Below are 21,390 nucleotides of genomic sequence, written 5' to 3'. Positions count from 1 at the left end.
TACTTTACAATCTTTCTCCTGTCACTCCTTCTACAATCCCTTTAGCAATTTGATCCATGTTTCTACGAATATTTTCTACATCACGAGTATTGGTGATAAATCCTAGTTCCGCTAGTCGATAAGGGATACCACGAGAATGTAGTACATTCAAATTCAATAAATCACTTCTTAAGTTGATACCACCGGTATTTTGAACAGAGCCCCATAAACCTACATGTGTGCGTATCACATTAGCAATGGCATAATTTTGTGTCGTATATGAGTTGCCGTTACGATGCGCAATCACATGCCCACCAGTACTAATACCAATCGCTCCTGCATCTAAATGAAATTCTGTTACAGAAGAAAAACTACTACTAATCGTATACGCACCCTGCATTCTACGAGTGTCTTGGAACATATCCGCATTTGTATCATAAAAGGTTATACGATTTGTTTTTAAGCGCCCTGCCCATTTTTGTAAATATGGCATAAGTTCATTTCTTGTAAAGTCTCGCTCGTTGATACCGTTATATGAAGCCCCTGGATCTCCTGCTCCATGTCCCATTACAAATAGATGATTGATTGAGGTTTGGTACGGATTTGACGTAGGTCCTGGCGCTGGTGCTCCTTTTTTAACTAGTACAACTTGGATAGCTTCCATTTGTAATGCTACATTGGACGTCCCAGCATTTTGACCGTTTCTGGCCCAATCTAACCATCCAAGTTGCGCAGAGTGAACTCTATAATAGACATCATAATGTTGACTTAACTGACCAGTTAATCTCACCCTTATCGCTTCAGCTCGTAATTTTCTACCCTCTGTTCCCGAAAGAGTATTATTATTCACATAGTTTTGCCAGCCAATCGATTGAACGTGTGTACTATATTCTATTGTTCCTGGAATAGGTGTACTAGAGATATTCATTCGTAATGCTTCTAATCTAAAGCCACGTCCCACTGTTCCCGCAGTTGCACCATTCATTTGATAACCTTGCCAACCAATCGATTGACTATGCGTTTGGTAATTAACATTAGGATTTTTTATTGTATCCTTATCATAAAAGGCAGTACTAGCTGCTGGTCCAGATTGCCCTTTGGCTACCAGCCTTACTTCCATAGCTTCCATCTGATAACCAAATCCTGCACTTCCTGCATTGCCATTATTTTTTGTCCAACCTAGCCAACCAAAATAAGCTGAGTGCACGCGATAATAAACATCATAGTGTTCTGCTAACTGACCAGTTAAACGTATTCGAATTGCTTCTGTTCGAAGTTTACGATCAGTTGTTCCGGAAATCGCATCATCTCGCACATAATTTTGCCAACCAATAGAACGCACATGACTAGAATATTCAATGGAGCCAGGGATTGGTGTATCCGAAACATTTATTTTTACAGCCTCTAATCTTAATCCACGATTCATCGTTCCAGCAGTTGAACCATTTGACTGATAGGGTTGCCACCCGACTGACTGACTGTGCGTCTGGTAATTGACATTAGGATTAGGGAGTTTATCTTTGTCATAGAAAGCTGTGCTCTGAGTTGGGGCAACTTCTCCTTTTTTGACTAGTTGGATCTGGATAGCTTCCATTTGGTACCCAAATCCTGAACTACCTGCATCTTCGCCATCTTTTGCCCAACCTAACCAACCAAAATAAGCTGAGTGCACACGATAATAGACGCTATATTGTTCACTTATCTCTCCAGTCAAGCGAATCCTAATTGCTTCTGTTCGTAAAGAAAGATCTGTCGTTCCTGATGTAGCACCATTTTTCACATAATTTTGCCAGCCAATCGTTCGTACATGACTACTATATTCAATATCGCCATTTAATGAATTATTTGGTAATTGGATTTTAATGGCTTCAATTCTTTTACCTTGACCAATCGTACCTGCAGTAGCACCATCAGCTACGGTACTTTGCCAACCGTAAGTTTGCACGTGTGTTTGATAACTGACGGATGGTTTAGAAACTTCTGCACGATTGCTCACCGTTTGTTCTGGGCGATTCGCTTGGGTTATTGAATCATTGTTATTTTTTTCTACTTGTATGTTGAACTTTCCTAATGTTCTCTCGCCATCTTTTAATAATACTTCTGTTTCACCGATTGCTTTTGCTGTCACCAGACCCTTTTCATCCACTTCAACAATATTATTGTCTACTGATACCCAATTTGGAGTAATAATCTCAGCATTTTCTGGAACAAGCGAATACTCAAGTTGTTTAGTTTCGCCTTGGATCATTTCTATTTTTTCTTCTTTTGGAATAATTGATTCAACGCTATTTTGTTCTAAAAATTTCACGTCTACAGTGATATCTAGTGAGCGATTAGATGTTTCTTCTAAAATTGCTTTTTGTGAAAACTCTACTTGGTAACTATAATTTAGTGCCGAAGGTTCAACAGTAGTAAAAACGGATCCATTGTATTCCCAATTAGTTGAGTTAATATCGATCTTATTTAATTCCGGTTTTAGATTGTCTTGATTGATCACCCATTCACGATCATCTTTTGATGCTTCTGCATTAATCAATTGTTCTTTCCCGTTAAAATAAGTCAAATGATCATTCATCGACAAATCAATTGTTGACAGTTTATTTTTAGAAACATCAAGGTAAGTTAACTCTGAAAGAGCCGAGACATCTACTTGTTCTAACTCATTATTTTGAACTTCCAGTTTTTTTAACTGTTTAAAATATTCGATACCATCCAATGATTTGATATTTCTACCACTAAGATCCAACTCAGTTGTAGCCAATAATTCATCGGATAATACGTTACTATGATTCTTCTCCATCATTTCAATCAATACTTGACGGAAATTTTGATCTGGGAAATGAACTTCATCAACAGAAATATCTTTAGATGAATTTTCTGCAGAGTTTTCTGTTGTTCCTGTGGTTTCCTCTGTGGTGGGATTAGTACTTTCTATCAAAGGGACATTAGATGATGTTGCTGTAGTTTCGTTTGTTTGCGAAGTACTTCCTTGTGACGTATTTGTTCTATCGTTTATCGATATTGCGTAGACACTTGGCGTGATCGAGCCTGACAGTAATAAGAAACTTAATAACATGCCTATCCAATTTTTTCTCATGACATTCTCCTTTATTTTTTAAATCGAACTTATATTGTCCTATAATATATTAAACTATAAAAAGACCCAAATGAAAAGAACATGATAACAAAGAATTCAAAATAACAAACAATGTAATTTGTAATTAGCAAACACAAATAAATCCAAAACAAAAGTAATAACATTTTGCTTTGGATCAGGGTACTGTTTTCCCTTATCAATGTGAAAACAGGGATACTTTATAATTTATGTTCCAATTTATACTTAGCAAAAATGTGCTTACTGTTTAGATCATAAGTCATAAGTCTACTTACTTCACTAATCCATGCTTGAATGCGTATATGGCAGCTTGCGTACGATCTTCCACTTCTAATTTTGCTAAAATATTAGAAACATGTGTTTTGACTGTTTTCAAAGTAATAAACAATTCGTCTGCGATTTCTTGATTGCTCTTTCCTTCAGAGATCAACATAAGAATCTCATTTTCACGATTCGTTAAATCATCGTGCAAGATTGGCTCATTACGCCGACTCATCTTTTCCATCATTTTCGAGGTTACTTCAGGTTCAAGCACACGTTCACCTCTTTGAGTCGCGCGGATCGCATCGGCGATTTCATGGGCTGTCGATGTTTTAAGTAAGTAGCCTGTTGCGCCAGCTTCAATAGCCGGATATACTTTCTCATCATCAATAAAACTCGTGACAATAATGATTTTTGCTTCTGGCCAATCTTTGAGGATTGCTTTTGTAGATTCGATCCCGTCCATTTCTTCCATGACTAAATCCATTAGAATCACGTCCGGACGAAGTTCCATGGCTTTTTCGTAGCCTTTTCGTCCATCTTCTGCTTCTCCGATTACTTCGATATCTTCTTGGATCGACAAATAGGAAGAAACCCCTAAACGTACCATTTCATGATCATCGACTAGTAATACTTTTATCATTTTTCCGCCTCCTTTATTAAAGGAACTTTAATTTCTACACTTGTCCCTTGTCCTTTGAAACTAATGATTTTTACTGTCCCACCAATACCTGCTACACGTTCTCTAATATTGTTTAGTCCGTAGCTGCCAGTTTTTGTTTCATTCATATTGAAGCCAGTACCGTCATCGATCACTCGTAATAAAAGATTATTATCGATTTTATGCAGATACACTTCTAATTCATTTGCTTTTGCATGGCGTAACGTATTTGAAAGTAGTTCTTGAACGATCCGAAAGAGATGATCTTCAATCGAATCAGACAAAGTGATATCTTCAATATCCCATTTCAATGCAATTTGTATCTTGTTTTTTAATTCTTTTAATAATTGCTCAATCCCTTGTTTCAAACTTTTTTCTTCAAGATTGACTGGTCGCAAATGTAGTAGCAACGCACGCATTTCAGATTGTGAAGCATTGATGATATCTGCTACCATCCTTAGTTGTTTACGAAACATTTCAGGCGTATCACTTTTTTCTGCTTGTTCCGTCAGAGCAGACATCATCATCATCGCTGCAAATAATTGCTGGGAAACTGAATCATGTAGCTCACGCGCTAAACGATGTCTTTCTAATTCTAAGATTTCTTCTTTTGTTTGTCCATCGACATATTGAGGTCGACTCGTCAATATTTGAAGTTCACTTGACACTTCGATCATTTTTTCTTTGATTTTAGTGATTTCTTTTTCAATTTCTTTAACATATATATCGTCAGATGCACTTGGTAAGGAATCATTTAAAACTTTTGCTTCATAGTTACCGGAAGAAATTGCCCGTAACTGTTCTTCGATTTTCCCATAACGTGCTTTTTGTAAAAGAGAGACAATCAAAAAAACAATTAAACCGACACCTGACGAAATTGCTAGTAAGTGAAAGATCAATGGCACGTATAAAATTCTGGCACTTAATAAAGTACGCCAAAAATGAGTTTGATTACTTGCGTAAAAATAAGTAAAAAAAGAAAATAAAATGACGATAAATGAGGCGATCGAAGCATAAATAGCTAGCATCGGTCGAGAAAGTTTCTCTATCATGCTCGAATCACCTCGATATCCCCAAGTAATGTGTTCGTAATGATTTTTAAACGACGTGGATTTTCATCGTAATCGTTACTATAGATTTTAATCGACTCGTTCTTCAATGCAAATTGTTCTTCTTCAAATTGTACATTTCCTACTAACGTTGCATGTTCGAGACTGATTGCAATCCCTAAAGGAACCAAGATGCGTGTCCGACCAATTCCTTTTCTGACGATAACGATATTATCGTCTTTAGGTAACAAGGTGTTCCCTAAATCGATGATCGTATCTCCTGAAAGTAGAGCGATATTGATATCATCCCATTCATACACATCATTACCAATTCGCTGGTTACCGAATAATTGTTGTTTTTTTCGTTCATTATTGTGAGCCTTCACTTGCTCTGTTTGAACCATAATGATTTGTTTTTTTCGCCAAAAAGCATTTTTTGTTAGATCGATTCCAGAAATCTCTACACCTTTAAGACCAATGAACAAGACAGCAAAGATTGCCATTATCCATAGCGCAGGACTATTGATCAAACTGAAAAAAATAACTAGTCCGCCTAGTACAAATTGAAAATTCTGAAATCCCGATCTCGGTGATTTTCGCAATGCAAGATAGATATTAAAAATACCAAACAAAACTAACAGTAATAATTCAACATTATTTACGATTTGCCAAACGGCAAAGATCAATAGTAAGGCTTCTACTACTATAAAAAAGCGCCAAGAGCTATTCATCGCTATTCTCCTTTCCTTTTCATTCTCTTTTTTATCATACCTATTTTTGTTTCGAGATGCTATAGGACTTTAGATGTAACTATCGCTTTCTACAGCAAAAGGCCTGGGACTTTGTGTCATGGTCCCAGACCTTTTTGTATAGACAAACCAATAATTGATTATCTGTGTCTAAATGTCAACTTATGCTTGCGCGACCTTGACGATTTTTACTTGCATATCGCCACCAGGTGTTGAAATCGTTACTTCATCATTTTTATATTTGCCGATCAAGGCTTGTGCAATCGGTGAATCATTTGAGATTTTTCCTGAGAAAGGATCTGCCTCAGCACTTCCCACGATCGTATACTCTTCTTCTTCACCATCTGGTAACTCAATGAACGTCACTGTTTTACCAATAGATACTTCATCCGAATCAACGCCATCATTGTCAATGATCTGTGCAAAACGGATCATATTCTCGATTGTCGTGATACGTCCTTCTACGAAAGCTTGTTCATCTTTAGCTGCCTCATATTCTGAGTTCTCAGATAAATCACCAAAGCCACGGGCAATTTTGATTCGTTCAATGATTTCTCCCCGTTTAACTGTTTTTAATTCTTCTAATTCTTGCTCTAACTTCGCTTTTCCTTCAAGCGTCATAGGATATACTTTTTCTACCATGTATAACTCTTCTCCTTTTTCTATGGAATACCGCAAAAGGTAATCTTTTACGGACTACAGTCCAAAAAAGATTACCATGCTTTTTCTAAAATGTAAATGTTTTTCTAAAAATAAATAAAGTTACAGCCAGCGCTCAATTTTAATTATTTACGTATTTTTGTACTAATTCCATATGCTCTTCATATGTTTTTGCAAAATAAACCTCACCTGTAGAGATATCTGCGACAAAATAATAATAATCATTCTCTGCTGGTTCAACAACAGCTTGGATAGCTGCTTCACTCGGGCTATTGAACGGTCCTGGACCATATCCCTTATTTGTATAAAGATTATATGGTGAATCGACTGCCGTATCTTCATAAGAGACAAATTCTTTGTGTTCATCTAACGCATATAAAATAGAAATATCTGATTGTAATGGCATCCCTATGTCAATCCGATTATAGAAAACTCTGGCAATATTTTTACGATCTGATTCAGATACCCCTTCTTTTTCGATCAATGAAGCAAGTGTCATGATTTCTTGAACCGTATGATTTTGCTGCTTGATCGTTGAGAAGTATGGTTGTAACACGGTATTCGTTTTATCGACCATCTGAATGATCAGATCTTTGAGTGACATATCTTTATAGTAATCATAAGTCGCTGGGAATAAGTAACCTTCTAAGCGATACTTGGTGTTTTCTGCCTTAGCTGCACTTTCTAATAAATCAGGATATTTTTGGGTCAATTCCGTGAAAAAGGCTTCGTTTTTTAGTAGATCTAAAAATTCCTGTTTATCTTTCCCAGTGATTTTTGCTACTCGTTCTGCAATCTGCTCTGCATCAAATCCCTCTGGTATCGTGATCTTCCCATCTGCCACTTCTGTAGGTTCTGAGGTTCCACCTTCTTGGAGCTCTTTACCGATTTCATCTAACGTCATGTTAGGGGCTAATTGGTAGAAGCCAGCCTGAAAGCCAGTCATATTTTTAAATTTTGTATAATAATTAAATACGATACCGCTCTTGATGATATGGTCTTGTTCTAAAATCTCTCCGATTTGCTTATTTGAAGAACCACTAGGGATTTCGATTGAAACCAATTGTTCATTCTCTGGGTCTAAAGGTTTTAAGCCACTATCAATATAGCGATAGACCGTAAAACCAAATACACATCCAATAATTAGCAACGTAAGCGCAATCACTAAAATAATTTTTCCTACGATTTTATCTTCTTTTTTACGTAGGTCTTTTCGCTTACTGACTACATCTGTCGAATCAGTTGCATTCTTTTGTCGTCGTCTCTTCTCATCTGGATGTTGTTTGTTTTCTGACAAAACAACTCCTCCTTACTATCAACTTCATAACTTTATTCATTATACATGAAATTCAGGCGGAGGTGAATTATTTTTAACAATTCTTATGTCAAAATTGTAAGTAGTAAATCGATTATCTTCGGCTTAAAATAGAAAATAAAATAATTCTTATTTACTAAATAACAATAATCTGCTTATTTAAATCACTAAGCTCTTTGACAGGAAGGATTGATGTACATGAACACAAGGAAACATTTAAGAAGAAAACAAGCTTCCCATTTTTCTTTTTCTCAAAAAATCTGCTTATTCATTTTAGTCGTCACTATTGGGATTATCACTTGGGCTACCTATGAAATGGCCCAGTCAAGAGTATCCGCCTCGATTCAAGTGGCAAACGATTCCCTAGATTTGACCAAAGATGAACAGGTCCTTGCCGATCAAATCGACCAATTATTACAAAAAAATGATTATGTCGGATCTGTCTATATTCGTAAAAACAATCGAGTGATCCTTGAAAAGGGCTACGGATACGCTAACGAAGAAGCACAGCAACCAAATACTCCATCTTTGTATTATCAAATTGGCTCGATCCAAAAAGCAATGACTGCACTACTGATTCTAAAACAAGTTGATATAGGGAAACTTTCTCTAGATACAAAACTGGATAAATTTTATCCCCAAATCAACGGTAGCAATAAAATCACGATCAAAGACTTATTATATATGCGATCAGGATTGAAAAAAACAGCTTCTCCGACCGTACCGATGAATGACCAAGAGGTGATCCAGTTTGCCCTAGACCATCTCGAATATACCAATGATCAAAGTTACAAATATGAACCATTGAATTTCACGTTACTAACAGGTATTTTAATGAAATTAACTCATCAGCCATACGAAAAGTTGGTGTATGACCAAATCATCACTCCTTTACAATTAAAACAGACGACCTTCTATGACCAAGTCAAAAACACTTCAGAACACGCAGTCTCTTATCAAATGAGTCCAGACGATGATTATCATCAAGCTTTGACTGAATCTGAAACAGATATACGTAATGAATTAGGAACTGGAAATATCAGTATGTCCGTCTATGACTTGAATGAATTTTTTACAAAAGTATTAAAAGGAAAATTGATTCCACAAGATTTACTTTTTTCTCTTTGGGGAAAGAATTTGAATGGACGTCCATATAACGGCGGGGTCTACAGTGGGAGAGATACCATATTTGCTCAAGGAAACATCAATCGTTTCCATGCGGTATTAGCAATGAAAAAAGATACCTCTGATGCAGTTGTATTAGAAAGTAATATCCAAGCCGATAAAAAATATAAAACAACAGCCACCGATCTTAGAGATCAGATTTATAAATTGATGGGAAATGATGAATAAGCAATTTGCTTACCTGTCATCTGTGATAATTGAATAAGAATGAAGAAAACCTTGTATAAGTAATTTGGCTTGATACAAGGTTTTCTCAGTTGTTCCCTAGATATAGAAATTTTATGATTTTGTCATATTTATTTCTGTTGCTAAATATTTTCTCATGCCATCTAGTATGCTATGTTTAGGTTGGTAACCAAGGGTTGAAAGCTTAGTGATATCAGCTAAAGAGTCATGGATATCTCCTGCTCTCTCCTCTTGATAATCTAACAGTAATTCAACTTCAAGAATCTGATTGATTGTCTGGATCAACTCAAGTAAAGTTGTACTGTTTCCCGTTCCAACATTGAATTGTTGCCCTAATGCTTTTTCTTCTTTTGAAACAAGTAATAAAGCTTGCACAACATCTTCGACATAGACAAAATCTCTTGATTGACTCCCATCGCCGAATAAAGTAAATGACGCTTTTTCACCTGCAAGTTGCTTTTTATAGCGATCCACTAAAATCGAGATCACCCCACTATATGGCGAATTTGGATTTTGATTTGGACCGTATACGTTGAAGAAACGTACCGCAGTTCCTGGCACATCATACAAATGGCAATAATCAAGTACATATTGTTCAGCGGCAAATTTATCAATAGCATAAGGCGTCAACGGTCGAATAACTGACTCTTCTTTTTTAGGTAGTGTTGGTTCATCTCCATAAACAGCTGCAGAAGAGCTAAATACAATACGCTTTAAATTTGGCTGATACTTACGAATCAACTCAAGTAACATCAAGACACTATCAAAATTCACTCGATGAGTTTCCAACGGCCGTTCAACGGAATCAGCAACACTAGCTATAGCAGCTAAATGAAAGATATAGTCAAACTGGTGAGATTGCAAAATCTTTTCCATTTTTTGCTTATCACTGACATCACCTTCAATAAAAGTGATTTTTTTTGTTTGATCTAAATTCTCTCTATTCCCCATTGATAAATCATCAATAACTACAATATCGTTATGATCTCCTAGATGATTTGCCATTGTTGAACCGATAAACCCGGCTCCACCGGTAATTAATATTTTATCCACTTTATTCACTCCAATTATTTATTAAAAAATATAAACCTATTTTACCATGATAAGATATTGAACACTATGCAGTGTAATCGAAAACGTCTCGTAGAAAATAAAATATTTTTTACGAGACGTTTTTATGAATGATTTTATACAGAAATTTAGATTAACGTTCTTTTAGTAAAATACGAAAATCTTTATAGCTAGCAATAATTGATCGATGTATAAAAGCAAGATATACAATATAAATAACGACGTATACAACCATGCTTGCGAAGGATGCATTGAATAGTACGTTACTTAAAATAAATAGCACAGTTAATAATGTTTCAATAACATGCTTCCAACCTATTGTTAATCGCAAATCTTTGTATAAGAAAAATTCAGCCAGATTACAACGTAGGGCCAAACTAATTAAAATGAGTAAAACAGTCAAATCTAAATTTCCAACAATGAAAATCACAAATAAAGACGCAAGTAATGTTACTCCTAACGTAATGATATTTACAAATAAAATCGTTTTTTCTTTTCTCAAAGTTTTTAGATACGTATTGATCAGTAATGACATTCTTCCTTCATAAATGACAATTGGGAATAAAATCCCCATAAACCTAAGACTTTCTGCATATTCCGGTAACCATAAACTTAAAATGATTTTTGCAGGAATATAAAATATTAGTAATCCGTACGTTAATGGGACAAATAATCCTCTAAGAATTCGAAACAATTCAGGCAATCTCTCTTTATTCGTCCTTCTTAATAAAGGAAACATAACAATGCCAATGGCATTGATGAACGTCAAAAACATATTTGAAAGGCTTAGTGTGAATGACAACTTACCAAATGTTTCGATTGTCCATTTTTGTTGCACAAAAAAACGGATTGTTCCAATAATCAGCATACTCGCAATATTACTAATCATTAATTTACTACCAATATTGATATTATCTAATATTTCTGGGAATAAAACTCGTAAATTGATTAATTTGACATTTAACATATCTTTAATCAAAGACATTCCCCATAATGTTACCAACAATTTAGAAAGGATATCTAATAAAATCAACCAGAAAAAATTTCTACCACCTAAAGAAAAGTAAATAGCAATAAATAAAACATATAGATATCGATCATTTCTTGATAGTTGTGCATACTCTTTGATTCGATTCGTCGATTGTAAAATATATAAAACAAATGTTTTTATAATCGTCACGACTGACACTATTGCTGTTAAGATAAGTATGACTGATTGCTCAGAATGAGGAAGAAACAACCAGGCCCATATAGCTACAAAGAAAGATAAGAATAGTTCAAAGATCATTAGATACCAAAACTGTGTACCCAAATCTCGTTTATTCAACTGATCATATTCTTCTCCGCCAATTTTTAAGTAGATGCCATCAATCCAACCAAAATGTAGAAAACCTACATAAGACGAATAAAAAACATAAAGTTGCCAATAGCTATATTCAGTAACACCTAAAAGTTTTGGCACAAATAGATTTAATAGCACTGATATTCCTAAAGTAGCAAAATTTGCAGCTACAGTATAGTATAAGTTTTTCATTACGTTTCTTGCTTTATCATTCATTATTAATACCTACTTTGTCATACTATTTAATAAAACCATCTTATATATAGTGCTTGTGCCTCTATATTTCTTACAAATTAACCTTAGTAGTATTTAAGCTAATCTATTGAATACTATTAATTATTTAAAGAATATCGTATTGTATGGGACATATGAATTATATGCTCCAGAAACAATAAAAATCAAAATAAATATACAGAAGCTGAACAAAATAAAAGTTATTAAAAATAGAAATTTATTTTTAAAAAGTTTCTCCAATACAATGGGTACGATAAAAATTTCTACTGTTGAAAATATTGTACTGATTCTTCCACCAATTGTTGCTAAAGGTCCGAAACACACTAACAGAATCGTCGATAAGCAATATAAAGACAATATTATATTAAAGTTTTCTGTAAAAACTGTATTGTTGTTTTTTACGAAAATAGTTGCGCCAATCAGTATGACTAATTGCATTATGAATACCGGATTAAAAATCCAACTACCTTGTGCATAGTACCCAGATAAGTAACCATAGTAACGATCTGGAATCATAAACCTAAATAAATTTGGGAAAAAGAAAATGATTCCTACAAATGCGCTAGATGAAATCAGAAATATTTCTTTAGGGACGTTGATCTCTTTAACAATCTGTACGAAAAGATACGCAGGAATAATAAAAATAGAAACAATATGAAATAATGAACCTACTAACGAAAGTAGAATAATATTTCTTAAATTTCTTTTTTTGAACGCTGGTAAAGCCAATAAGAATATGATAGCCACAATAGAAGATCTTATTTGCCCCATATCACGTACTAGAAAAAATCTAGAGTAGTAATAGAGTAGTGCAATTGATGGAACCGGAAAATAATTATTAAGTGCATAAGCGAGCAATAACATGCTTATTATAGAAAATAATAAGATAAAAGTTGAAAAATTCATTCCTAGCTCACGTACGATATAATTTAATAAAAGATACCCAGGTTCTGCATCAATACTACCATCGAATATTTTATCCCAATTAATTAACCTATCAAAAAAATTGTTATAGGAAGAAAAATCATATCCCGTAGAAAATCTAAAACCTGCTAAACACGTTAAAAATACGATACCAGCATAAAAAAATATTTTTTTTCTAGTAAAATATTCCAAAACTGACAATACCGCTAGCAGTGCGAATGTTCCTACATAAATGTACAATGCTGTTCTCCTTATATATAGATTATTTTAATGATATTAGTTAAAGCTTTTGCAATCTCTAATTGTTCTCTATACCATTTTTTTGTCGTATTTTTCTTAAAACAAACAATTAAAATTTCATCTGGTTTAAACGACACAGGCTCAATAATATGATTCAAATTTGAATAAATATTTGTATCATCATGCTTGAAAATTTTATTTTTATCAATGGTATTATTTTCTTCTAAAACCAAAAATTTATTTTCAGATGTGCCATTCAATAGTGAATTGATAATATTTAGTTTTTCTTCTACTGTTGATAAGTCTAAGGAATTGATATCAATCGCTTGAACATCATTTCCCAGTGTGAATTTTTGCGTGATAACTTTGGTTCTGTACTCTTTCCAACTTACTAAAAGAGTTCCTAGACCCAATGTAATAACTATCATTACTAATACTAATAAAATGATTTTTTTTGTACTAATTCCTTCACTCACTTGTGCTGGCAATGTTTTATTATATTGGATATCTTTGTTGATATAATAGAACGTTTTATTATCAAAAAATGGTAACTCGTTATTAGTCATTTCCTTTTGCAATAATTCAGATATTTGTTTTTGTTCTTGCTCTGGGACATCATCTGTAAACTGAACATCAATCGTGTTTTGGATATCATTGTATCCTACACTTAATTTTTCAAGTGTCTCATCTGAAAATTGATTTTTTTCCTGTAAACTAGTTAAAAATACTTGTTTTACAGCCCCTGAAGCAGTCATGATGTTACCTTGACTATTTTCTAAAATAAATGAGAATAATGGACGATTTATTTGATTATTATTTTCAATCTTACTTTGAGAATAATTTGAATAGAAGAATAACCCACCTACAAGAAGTAAACTTACTATAAATGAAACAACATATACTTTTAAATGATCTCTAAAAAAAGAATATATATCTTTAGGCGACAGACTATTATTGGACATGTATTTTCCTCCATTTATTACCGGTATTTTTTATTCACTCTGCTTTTTGTAAAGTATAAGATATCAGCTAGAAAAGAATGCAAAACTGTATAAGAGTTCCAAGATGTCAACACAGCCATTGGTTTATCTTCTTCGATAATCTTTAATCTTGTTTCTAATTCCTTTAATAAAGCTTTCAATGTTTTTATTTTATACTCTTTATTTGGCACATCAACTCGTTGAACAAAATTCAAATTTGATTCTGTTAGAATTTTTAATAACTCCAGTTTTCCTAAACGTATATTTTTCTTAGTTTCTGCAGTTTTTTCTGTTTCTTCATTTTCAATTTGCATGGCACTACTTCCATGTTTTCGCCATAATCCTGTTTTTTCATCTAGTAGATATAACTTGTCTGTTAAAACACCTGTAGACCACATCGCCATATCATGAACTGGATAAAGTGATGTTTCGAGAAACTCATCGAAAGTCGGAATAAAGTCTTTTTGAAAAGCATAAACCCATCCTGGTCGATTTAAAAATACATTTTTTTTAGAAAAATAAATATAATCATTTGGTTGTTTTGTCGGTATCTTTCTCTTTTCACATGGATAAGAGACACCATTTTCTTCAAGTAGCTCATCATAATTAGAAACTAGTACTTTTATATTTTCCGGGTCCGACATAATCTTTTCAGACATATGTTTAATTTTGTGCGGGTACCAAATATCATCTTGGTCACTAAAAAAAATCACATCCCCCTTTGCTTGGTGAATCAAGCGGATGAAATTTTCTCTCCAACCGATGTTTACCTCATTGATCAACAACTGCCATCCAGATAATTGGTTTTCTTCTATAAAATTAGTTACGATCTCAACCGTGCGATCGGTTGAACCATCATCACATAATAATACTTCATCAGGCATACGTTCTTGATTTTTGATTGATTCTAATTGTTCAATGATATTTTTTTCACCATTATAAGTCGGCATAATCACTGAAACTGTAAAAGATTTATCTCTCATATTTATATTACCTACTTTTCTTTCTTATGTCTTTTTATTTTATAGTGATCTCCTTTTTGCTTTTCTAAAGGTGGCAATTGCATGTAATCTCCATATAGACTCTCTAAATAAACTTTGTAATTTTTTGGGATCGATAACTTCGCGTCTTCAAACTCTACATAGATAGCTTCAGAAAAAGTACTAGATGGCAAAAATTCTCTCACTCCATAAATTGTTGATACACTTACTCCTTTTAAACTAGAATCAATCTGTCGCTCATTCGTAATTTTAGCGAGTTGATCCATCTTCCTAGCAAAGTGATTCGCACCCTTACGTCTAGCATACTTAGCAATCATTTTTTTGATAAAAATAAATTTTTCTTCTGGTTTAAACTTTTTCTTACTCTCTGCACCTCTAAAAACATCTAATAACTTCATTCTTTTTACTAAAAATTTTTGGCTAAAAGTTTTTTCTGGTACAGAATCAATCGGAAAAATATCTAAAAATAATCCATGCTGGGCAACTCGATAATCATCATCGATATACGTTCGTGTATCGTTTATTTTTGTAAAAGCATATTCCCATTTATTATCGATTTCTAAAGCTTTTAATTCTAGAAAATCTGGCAATTTATGTGCTAAGCTGATAAGTTTATTGTAATCTTTTCTTGGCATAATGATGTCTGCATCATCATCCCATGGAATAAAACCTTTATGTCTAATGGCCCCTAGTAAGGTTCCTCCAGCTAAAAAATATGTCATATCGTGTTCTTGACAAAACTGATCAAAAAATTTTAATAAATCTAGCAAACCTTCATGGATTTCTTTTGTACTTAAATAATCAGACATTGTTTACTCCCTCTAATAAACCTTATATACCTTTAACATTTGTTGTAATGTATGGCTAACATCATATTCCATTAATTCTTGTGTTATTTCATTATTCAAAGGCTGACTTAAAATTGCTTCACACCAAGTTGCCTTAGCTTCATCAAGACCAATAAAAGTAACGTTTGGAGTCAATTTCGTGTCTGGAGAAATCGTACTCGATAATACGAGTTTTTTTCTACTTGCCTGAGCCTCTAAGCCGACCATTGGAAGACCTTCGTACAAAGATGTCATACAAAATACATCCATAGCTTGAAACAACTCTGGAATGTCGTTTCTTTCACCTAGCAAGTACACATTTTTTGATAGGCTCAATTCAGTTATTTGTTTCTCTAAACTTTTTTGCAACGAACCCGCTCCAACAATCAACAATTTTGCATCTGTTTTCTTTTGTAATAGTTCGCTAACGATATCAATGAGATAGGTTTGATTTTTTTGCTTTTCGAGACGTCCAATATTCCCGATAACAAAATCATTTGGGGAAAGTCCCAGCTCCGCTCTTTTCTCCGCACGTACATCTTCATCCGTCTTATACAATGATAAATCAATACCATTATGAATAATCTCATAAGGATGACCTTGAAATAAGCTATCTCCAGCTTCTTTACTAACAGCTAAAAAATCAGTTGCTTCTTTAATAAGTAAATGATGTAAATATTTCCTTAGTAAATTCATTAAAAAATTAGACGATTTTCCGTCACTAGTGGCATGACTATGTGCTATTCGTTGTGTTATTCCTCGTTTTCTAGCTAATACCAGGTTGATACCTCCGCCAAAATACACTTCATTATGAACGATATCGAAATGCTGTTCTGCTAAAAGTTTTCTAACCTCAAACCAATACTTTATGATGTTTTTTTTAGGATTAGTCACTACAAATATTCTTCCACCCAGTTTTTTTATCTCTTCATGATAATCTGTCACATGTGCAAAATCATCATAAATCAAAAAATCGAACTGTACTTTACGACGGTCGATTCTTCTATATAGATTCATCATGAAGGATTCGGCTCCACCTTTGCCCATTCTCCCCTGAAAATGTAACACTCTTTTCACTTTGTTCACTTGATCACCTATTTTTCTATATTTAATACTCTATAACGGTTAAAAGTATAGAATTATTTTGAGATACTTTCTGATAAGATATCCAAAGTATTCTTAAATCCATCTTTTGCATCAAAAAATGCTTTCCATCCTAAAGCACTCAGCTTTTCGCTATTCAAACTGGAGTTATTCATAGGATTGAATTGTTTTGCTTCACCTGCAGTAGGCAAATCAAACTCCAAATCAACATTCCCAATTTCCGCAATCTTTTTAGCCATCTCTGCAATACTGATAATTGAACATGGATTGGATATATTGTAGGCTTCTCCAGGATTTCCTTTAACAAGTGCATATAGCATGGCAGTAGCACAATCCAGACTATAAGTATAGGATCTTATTTGGCTACCTGTGCTTTTCATAATAATTTTTTTACCTTTCAAAGCATCTAAAACAAATGCTGAGGAAACACGTTTATCTTCTTGTTTTGCTGAAGGACCATAAATATGTCCTGGACGAACAATTACACTCTTGACTGAGTATTCTTTTAAATAACTAACACATAATGTTTCAGCTGCACGTTTCCCCATAGAATAAGAAGATCGTGGATTCAATAGGTCAATATAACCATAATCAGATTCAAGTAAAGGTCTATCTGTACTAAATTCTCCGTAGACTTCACTTGATGATACATATAACAGTCTATCAACTTGTTCTTTCTTTGAAAATTCCAATAATGAATTCAGCCCAAAAATATTGCCTTGCATTGTCTCTACAGGTTTTTCTGAATAAAGTTCAGGACTCGCATGACTCGCGCCATGAATAATATAATCTACTTTATTAGTAAAAGTGAACTCTTTCGTCGCATCATACAATACTGGTACAATGCATTTACTTGCCGAATAAGTAGAAAAACGTGTTTTTAATCTTTCGATATTTCTTCCAAGAGTATATACTGTCATCTGCAAATCAAGTTCTTGATTAGCGATAATCAATAAATCGACCACCGCAGAACAAATCAATCCGCTTGCTCCTGTGATCATGACAGATTTATCTTTGAATTTTTGAAATATATCAGTAGTTTTTTGAACACACATTTTTAGATTTGAAAGATAAGTTTCGTTTTCTAATAGATTCATTTTCTTACCTTCCTTACTTGATCCAGTCATCATTTGTTGAATTCAATAATGCTTTAAAAATTTCTAAATCTTCTAAAGTAGTGATTTTTAAATTTTTCTCTGATCCAGGTGAAAAGTAAGATTTTTTTCCTAAAACTTGCATCAACTGACATGAAGCTGCCATATCATTAATTCCCTTTTCTTCTGCTAATTGGTAGGTTTCGATAATTTCACCCAATTGATACGTGTGCGGTGTTTGTGTACGAACTAAAAGATCTCGATTCAATGAATTTACTGAACTTGTCTCTCCTTTTTCTTCTAATGTGAAAACAACTTCTGTACAAGGAATAACAGCTACAGCATTTCCATTTTCTTTATAAACTGCAATACTCTCACTGATGATTTTTTCACTGACCATAGGTCGATTACCATCATGGATCAATACAACATCATCTTTTGCTCTTTTTTTGTAGATTTCTTTCAATCCATTATAAATTGATTCTTGTCCAGAATTACCACCTTCAACAATATACTTTAGTTTTGTGATATTGAATTGCTTAGCATAAGCAGTCAGCATTTCTTCCCAACCTTTTAAAATAACCACACAAATTTCATCAATCTCTGGATGTTCTTCAAAAGCTTTCAGTGTATAAACTAGGATTGGAATATTATTCACATGGATGAATTGCTTTGGAATATCTTGTCCTGTTCTAGTTCCAGTACCTGAAGCAGTTAATAAAGCAATATTCATAAAATGTTTTTCTCCTTTTCGTGATCTTAACTAACTGTAAGAACTTAATATTTTCTTTTTAATAAAGCGATTAATCGCGGGCTAATTCGCTGGATCTTATTTGCAAAAATAATAGTATGATAAGCGATTGTACTTGGTAGGTTGAAATAAAACTTTGTCAATTTTTTAATGATCGAATCAGTACACGCAATCGAGCGCGCTTCTCTTATTACATCACTATTTAAAATTTCTTTTATTGCATGTCTCTTTTCAATATTAGTTAACTGATACGTTTCAGCAATCGATAAAAGAACTGACGTTGTTCCTTTTAATAAAAGGGAAGCCATTCCTGCTTTATTATTATTATTTGTCACTTCATTTGCTCGTAAATAAAAGTCTTCAAATGTTTGAAACTTATTTTTATTATATTTATTTGTTATTCCTTTGCCACCTTGGAATTCATAGGTATAAACAATACTAGGATTCATTAGGACCTCATCACAGTATTCAAAATAATCTAAATTAAAAATTCGATCTTCACAACTACTATAATTTTTGAATCGAACACTATATTTTTCTAACAAATCTTTACGGTAGCATTTATTCCAAACAACATACATCAGTTGCTGATTCATCAATGTGTACATGTCTTGCAAAAATTCTTCTCGTTTCGTATATCGATGTTCGGTGACCTGATTTATCTTTTCAGAGATTACTTTTTCATCATCAATAGTTCGAAATATGAAGGAACTCACAATCAAATCAGCATTCGGTTGTTTTTTCAAAAGTTGTTCATATTCTTTTAATACTGCTCGATTCGGAGTGTCATCTGCATCAAAAAAGAGGATGTATTCCCCCCTCGCACGATTGAGCCCCTCATTACGTGCAAATCCTGGTCCTTGGTTTTTAGTTGTCACCCATTGAAACTTAGGATTTTTGTCGACTAATTGATGGATCAACTGTTCTGTTTTATCCGTAGAGCCATCATTCACTAATATCACTTCATAATCATTAAATTCTAACGATTGCAATCTATTAATCGAACGCTCGATCGTATCTTCGGCATTATAGACAGGAACGATAATACTGAAAATCGGTTTTTTCATTTTTCAGCTCCTCCAACTCAACTATAAATTTTTTCTTGGGGAAAATCTATTTCTTTTAATGAGCTGGCATTTTCATCCTCTTCTAACCCTTGGGAAGACATTTTATCAAAAAGGATCTTGATCGTTTGCAATAAGATCTTTAGATCCATCATTAACGAATATTTTTTGATATACAACAAATCAAAGCGTAACTTGCTGTTATAGTCAGAAACATATTTCCCATATACTTGAGCATAGCCGGTGATGCCTGCACGGACATTATGTCTCAAATAATAATAAGGATTTTCTGCATTGAATTGATCCACAAAGAAAGGTCTTTCTGGGCGTGGACCGACGATCGACATATCGCCTTTTAACACATTAAAAATCTGTGGCAATTCATCAAAACGTACAGCACGGATAAATTTACCGACTGGTGTTACTCGAGCATCATTACTTTTCGCTAAGACAGGTCCTGATTTTGCTTCCGCTGTCGCTGTCATTGACCGGAATTTATAGATTGAAAATTCTTTTTGATTTTTAGTGATACGGACTTGTTTATAGATCACTGGTCCTGGTGAAGTCACTTTGACTAGTATTGCTGTAAGCAACATGAAAGGTGATGCAAGGATCAGTAAGATAAAAGAAATGATAATGTCGAATAAGCGTTTGAACAATTCATCTTCTGGTTGTATCTTGAAACCAGAAGCTTCAATGATACTTTCATCTTCAAAGTTCATAATGTTTGGATTGATCATTGTTAAATTCTCAAAAGTCGTATTCAAAAATAATTTTTTTTCCTTCTTAGTAACTAATTGATAAATCTTGATTTTTTCATTTTCTTCAATATGTGATGACAAGTAGACGATATCGATTGTATCGATCATCTTCTTGATGTTTTCATAATAGTTATCGATAACGACCGCTTCAACTTTATGTTTATTATTTTTTTTAGATTGGAAATTTTGGATTGCTGGAGCAACATCTTTTTCAAGTCCAACGATCACTACTTTCTTGTCTCTACTGACTTTCAAATATAATTTGTAGACCAAGATGCGGTATAAGCTCAGTAAAACTGTTCCTACTACCAAAGATAAAAGAATAACTGCCCGTGGAAAGGCAAACCATCTACCAGCGAAAGTCACCACCATTACACCTAAAGACATCAATACTTGCCCTATTACAGTCACAAATATAATGTCACTGATCATCCGATTATAGAAGACGTATGCCCCTAATAAAATATTCAAGACGATAAAGATGATAGATATAAACACTGCAGAATGTTGAAAGGTCTCAAAATTCCGTGTGGGAATTTCTCCTTGAAATTTCAATAAAAAACTTATATATATCGCTGCATTGTAAACTAAGACATCCAGCATGATAATGAATATCCGACGAGCAACATTCCATTCTCCATTTTTATTCATGTATACACTCCTAACCACAAAATAATACCTCTATCATCTTACCATAGCACACTTTAAAAACATAGTGAATAACCAAATTGTAACCTAAATTCAAAGTTTTTCACGACAGATTTATGTGCTTGATTCTGCTATAAAAATGGGGCATACAAAAATATACCTTAAGTAAAACTTGAATATTCTCCAAGT

At 33.7% G+C, this 21,390-nt stretch carries 18 protein-coding genes; 1 reads left to right on the top strand and 17 read right to left on the bottom strand.

Translation table 11 applies throughout. The features are described 5' to 3' along the window. Positions 1–4: 4 nt before the first annotated feature. From IGJ99_RS04700 to mltG, 6 genes are all read right to left on the bottom strand, one after another. The gene (locus IGJ99_RS04700) at positions 5–3,076 is read right to left on the bottom strand and encodes an N-acetylmuramoyl-L-alanine amidase (RefSeq protein WP_438770646.1); all 3,072 of its coding nucleotides are present in this window, start codon (positions 3,074–3,076) and stop codon (positions 5–7) included. Between the two features lie 289 nt (positions 3,077–3,365). Further along, positions 3,366–3,998, bottom strand: coding sequence for a response regulator transcription factor (locus tag IGJ99_RS04695; protein WP_010735919.1), 633 nt, complete (start codon positions 3,996–3,998; stop codon positions 3,366–3,368). Then, a complete protein-coding gene (gene liaS, locus IGJ99_RS04690) occupies positions 3,995–5,068 on the bottom strand; it encodes a two-component system sensor histidine kinase LiaS (RefSeq protein WP_019723158.1) in 1,074 nt (357 codons plus the stop codon). Before liaS ends, IGJ99_RS04695 begins: the two co-directional genes overlap by 4 nt. Beyond that, positions 5,065–5,796 carry a cell wall-active antibiotics response protein LiaF gene (gene liaF / locus IGJ99_RS04685; protein ID WP_169058656.1) on the bottom strand — a complete coding sequence of 244 codons (732 nt, stop codon included), beginning with the start codon at positions 5,794–5,796 and terminating at the stop codon, positions 5,065–5,067. Before liaF ends, liaS begins: the two co-directional genes overlap by 4 nt. A gap of 180 nt (positions 5,797–5,976) precedes the next feature. Then, positions 5,977–6,456 (bottom strand): transcription elongation factor GreA, encoded by a 480-nt coding sequence (gene greA, locus IGJ99_RS04680; protein WP_010735922.1) that lies wholly within the window; start codon positions 6,454–6,456, stop codon positions 5,977–5,979. A 139-nt stretch (positions 6,457–6,595) separates the two neighbouring features. Further along, positions 6,596–7,771, bottom strand: coding sequence for an endolytic transglycosylase MltG (gene mltG / locus IGJ99_RS04675; protein WP_010735923.1), 1,176 nt, complete (start codon positions 7,769–7,771; stop codon positions 6,596–6,598). A gap of 216 nt (positions 7,772–7,987) precedes the next feature. Between mltG and IGJ99_RS04670 the strand changes: the two genes are divergently transcribed. Then, positions 7,988–9,142, top strand: coding sequence for a serine hydrolase domain-containing protein (locus tag IGJ99_RS04670; protein WP_023519383.1), 1,155 nt, complete (start codon positions 7,988–7,990; stop codon positions 9,140–9,142). 111 nt (positions 9,143–9,253) lie between these two features. On the opposite strand, the gene IGJ99_RS04665 is transcribed toward IGJ99_RS04670, so the two are convergent. The 11 genes from IGJ99_RS04665 to IGJ99_RS04615 all read right to left on the bottom strand — a co-directional run bounded on the left by IGJ99_RS04665 (position 9,254) and on the right by IGJ99_RS04615 (position 21,204). Continuing rightward, a complete protein-coding gene (locus IGJ99_RS04665) occupies positions 9,254–10,213 on the bottom strand; it encodes an NAD-dependent epimerase/dehydratase family protein (protein ID WP_010735925.1) in 960 nt (319 codons plus the stop codon). A 151-nt stretch (positions 10,214–10,364) separates the two neighbouring features. Further along, positions 10,365–11,789: a lipopolysaccharide biosynthesis protein gene (locus IGJ99_RS04660; protein ID WP_010735926.1), complete on the bottom strand. Its 1,425-nt coding sequence runs from the start codon at positions 11,787–11,789 to the stop codon at positions 10,365–10,367. A gap of 120 nt (positions 11,790–11,909) precedes the next feature. Next, positions 11,910–12,971 (bottom strand): EpsG family protein, encoded by a 1,062-nt coding sequence (locus IGJ99_RS04655; RefSeq protein WP_010735927.1) that lies wholly within the window; start codon positions 12,969–12,971, stop codon positions 11,910–11,912. A gap of 11 nt (positions 12,972–12,982) precedes the next feature. Further along, positions 12,983–13,933: a hypothetical protein gene (locus IGJ99_RS04650; RefSeq protein WP_010735928.1), complete on the bottom strand. Its 951-nt coding sequence runs from the start codon at positions 13,931–13,933 to the stop codon at positions 12,983–12,985. Between the two features lie 17 nt (positions 13,934–13,950). After that, a complete protein-coding gene (locus IGJ99_RS04645; RefSeq protein WP_010735929.1) occupies positions 13,951–14,934 on the bottom strand; it encodes a glycosyltransferase in 984 nt (327 codons plus the stop codon). A gap of 11 nt (positions 14,935–14,945) precedes the next feature. Beyond that, positions 14,946–15,761: a LicD family protein gene (locus tag IGJ99_RS04640; RefSeq protein WP_010735930.1), complete on the bottom strand. Its 816-nt coding sequence runs from the start codon at positions 15,759–15,761 to the stop codon at positions 14,946–14,948. Between the two features lie 12 nt (positions 15,762–15,773). Beyond that, entirely contained in the window at positions 15,774–16,856 is a 1,083-nt protein-coding gene (locus IGJ99_RS04635) for a glycosyltransferase family 1 protein (RefSeq protein ID WP_438770915.1), read from the bottom strand. Between the two features lie 62 nt (positions 16,857–16,918). After that, on the bottom strand, positions 16,919–17,980 hold the full coding sequence (locus IGJ99_RS04630) for an NAD-dependent epimerase/dehydratase family protein (protein ID WP_010735932.1): 1,062 nt from the start codon (positions 17,978–17,980) through the stop codon (positions 16,919–16,921). A gap of 13 nt (positions 17,981–17,993) precedes the next feature. Continuing rightward, positions 17,994–18,710 (bottom strand): IspD/TarI family cytidylyltransferase, encoded by a 717-nt coding sequence (locus IGJ99_RS04625; RefSeq protein WP_010735933.1) that lies wholly within the window; start codon positions 18,708–18,710, stop codon positions 17,994–17,996. Positions 18,711–18,754: 44 nt separating this feature from the next. Then, positions 18,755–19,795, bottom strand: a complete 1,041-nt coding sequence (locus tag IGJ99_RS04620; RefSeq protein ID WP_104775517.1) for a glycosyltransferase family 2 protein — start codon at positions 19,793–19,795, stop codon at positions 18,755–18,757. A gap of 17 nt (positions 19,796–19,812) precedes the next feature. Then, positions 19,813–21,204: a sugar transferase gene (locus IGJ99_RS04615; protein WP_010735935.1), complete on the bottom strand. Its 1,392-nt coding sequence runs from the start codon at positions 21,202–21,204 to the stop codon at positions 19,813–19,815. Between the last annotated feature and the right edge of the window lie 186 nt (positions 21,205–21,390).

Source organism: Enterococcus sp. AZ095b (assembly GCF_051714725.1).
GTDB lineage: Bacteria > Bacillota > Bacilli > Lactobacillales > Enterococcaceae > Enterococcus_B > Enterococcus_B pernyi.
The sequence above is the reverse complement of the archived record's forward strand: the minus strand, read 5'-3'. Positions and strand labels throughout refer to the sequence as shown.

What these genes read in the sequence shown, in the direction of transcription:
- IGJ99_RS04700 (WP_438770646.1), bottom strand. Translation starts at nt 3,076, where the DNA reads ATGAGAAAAAATTGGATAGGCATGTTATTAAGTTTCTTATTACTGTCA.
- IGJ99_RS04695 (WP_010735919.1), bottom strand. Translation starts at nt 3,998, where the DNA reads ATGATAAAAGTATTACTAGTCGATGATCATGAAATGGTACGTTTAGGG.
- liaS (WP_019723158.1), bottom strand. Translation starts at nt 5,068, where the DNA reads ATGATAGAGAAACTTTCTCGACCGATGCTAGCTATTTATGCTTCGATC.
- liaF (WP_169058656.1), bottom strand. Translation starts at nt 5,796, where the DNA reads ATGAATAGCTCTTGGCGCTTTTTTATAGTAGTAGAAGCCTTACTATTG.
- greA (WP_010735922.1), bottom strand. Translation starts at nt 6,456, where the DNA reads ATGGTAGAAAAAGTATATCCTATGACGCTTGAAGGAAAAGCGAAGTTA.
- IGJ99_RS04670 (WP_023519383.1), top strand. Translation starts at nt 7,988, where the DNA reads ATGAACACAAGGAAACATTTAAGAAGAAAACAAGCTTCCCATTTTTCT.
- IGJ99_RS04660 (WP_010735926.1), bottom strand. Translation starts at nt 11,789, where the DNA reads ATGAATGATAAAGCAAGAAACGTAATGAAAAACTTATACTATACTGTA.
- IGJ99_RS04650 (WP_010735928.1), bottom strand. Translation starts at nt 13,933, where the DNA reads ATGTCCAATAATAGTCTGTCGCCTAAAGATATATATTCTTTTTTTAGA.
- IGJ99_RS04645 (WP_010735929.1), bottom strand. Translation starts at nt 14,934, where the DNA reads ATGAGAGATAAATCTTTTACAGTTTCAGTGATTATGCCGACTTATAAT.
- IGJ99_RS04640 (WP_010735930.1), bottom strand. Translation starts at nt 15,761, where the DNA reads ATGTCTGATTATTTAAGTACAAAAGAAATCCATGAAGGTTTGCTAGAT.
- IGJ99_RS04630 (WP_010735932.1), bottom strand. Translation starts at nt 17,980, where the DNA reads ATGAATCTATTAGAAAACGAAACTTATCTTTCAAATCTAAAAATGTGT.
- IGJ99_RS04625 (WP_010735933.1), bottom strand. Translation starts at nt 18,710, where the DNA reads ATGAATATTGCTTTATTAACTGCTTCAGGTACTGGAACTAGAACAGGA.
- IGJ99_RS04620 (WP_104775517.1), bottom strand. Translation starts at nt 19,795, where the DNA reads ATGAAAAAACCGATTTTCAGTATTATCGTTCCTGTCTATAATGCCGAA.
- IGJ99_RS04615 (WP_010735935.1), bottom strand. Translation starts at nt 21,204, where the DNA reads ATGAATAAAAATGGAGAATGGAATGTTGCTCGTCGGATATTCATTATC.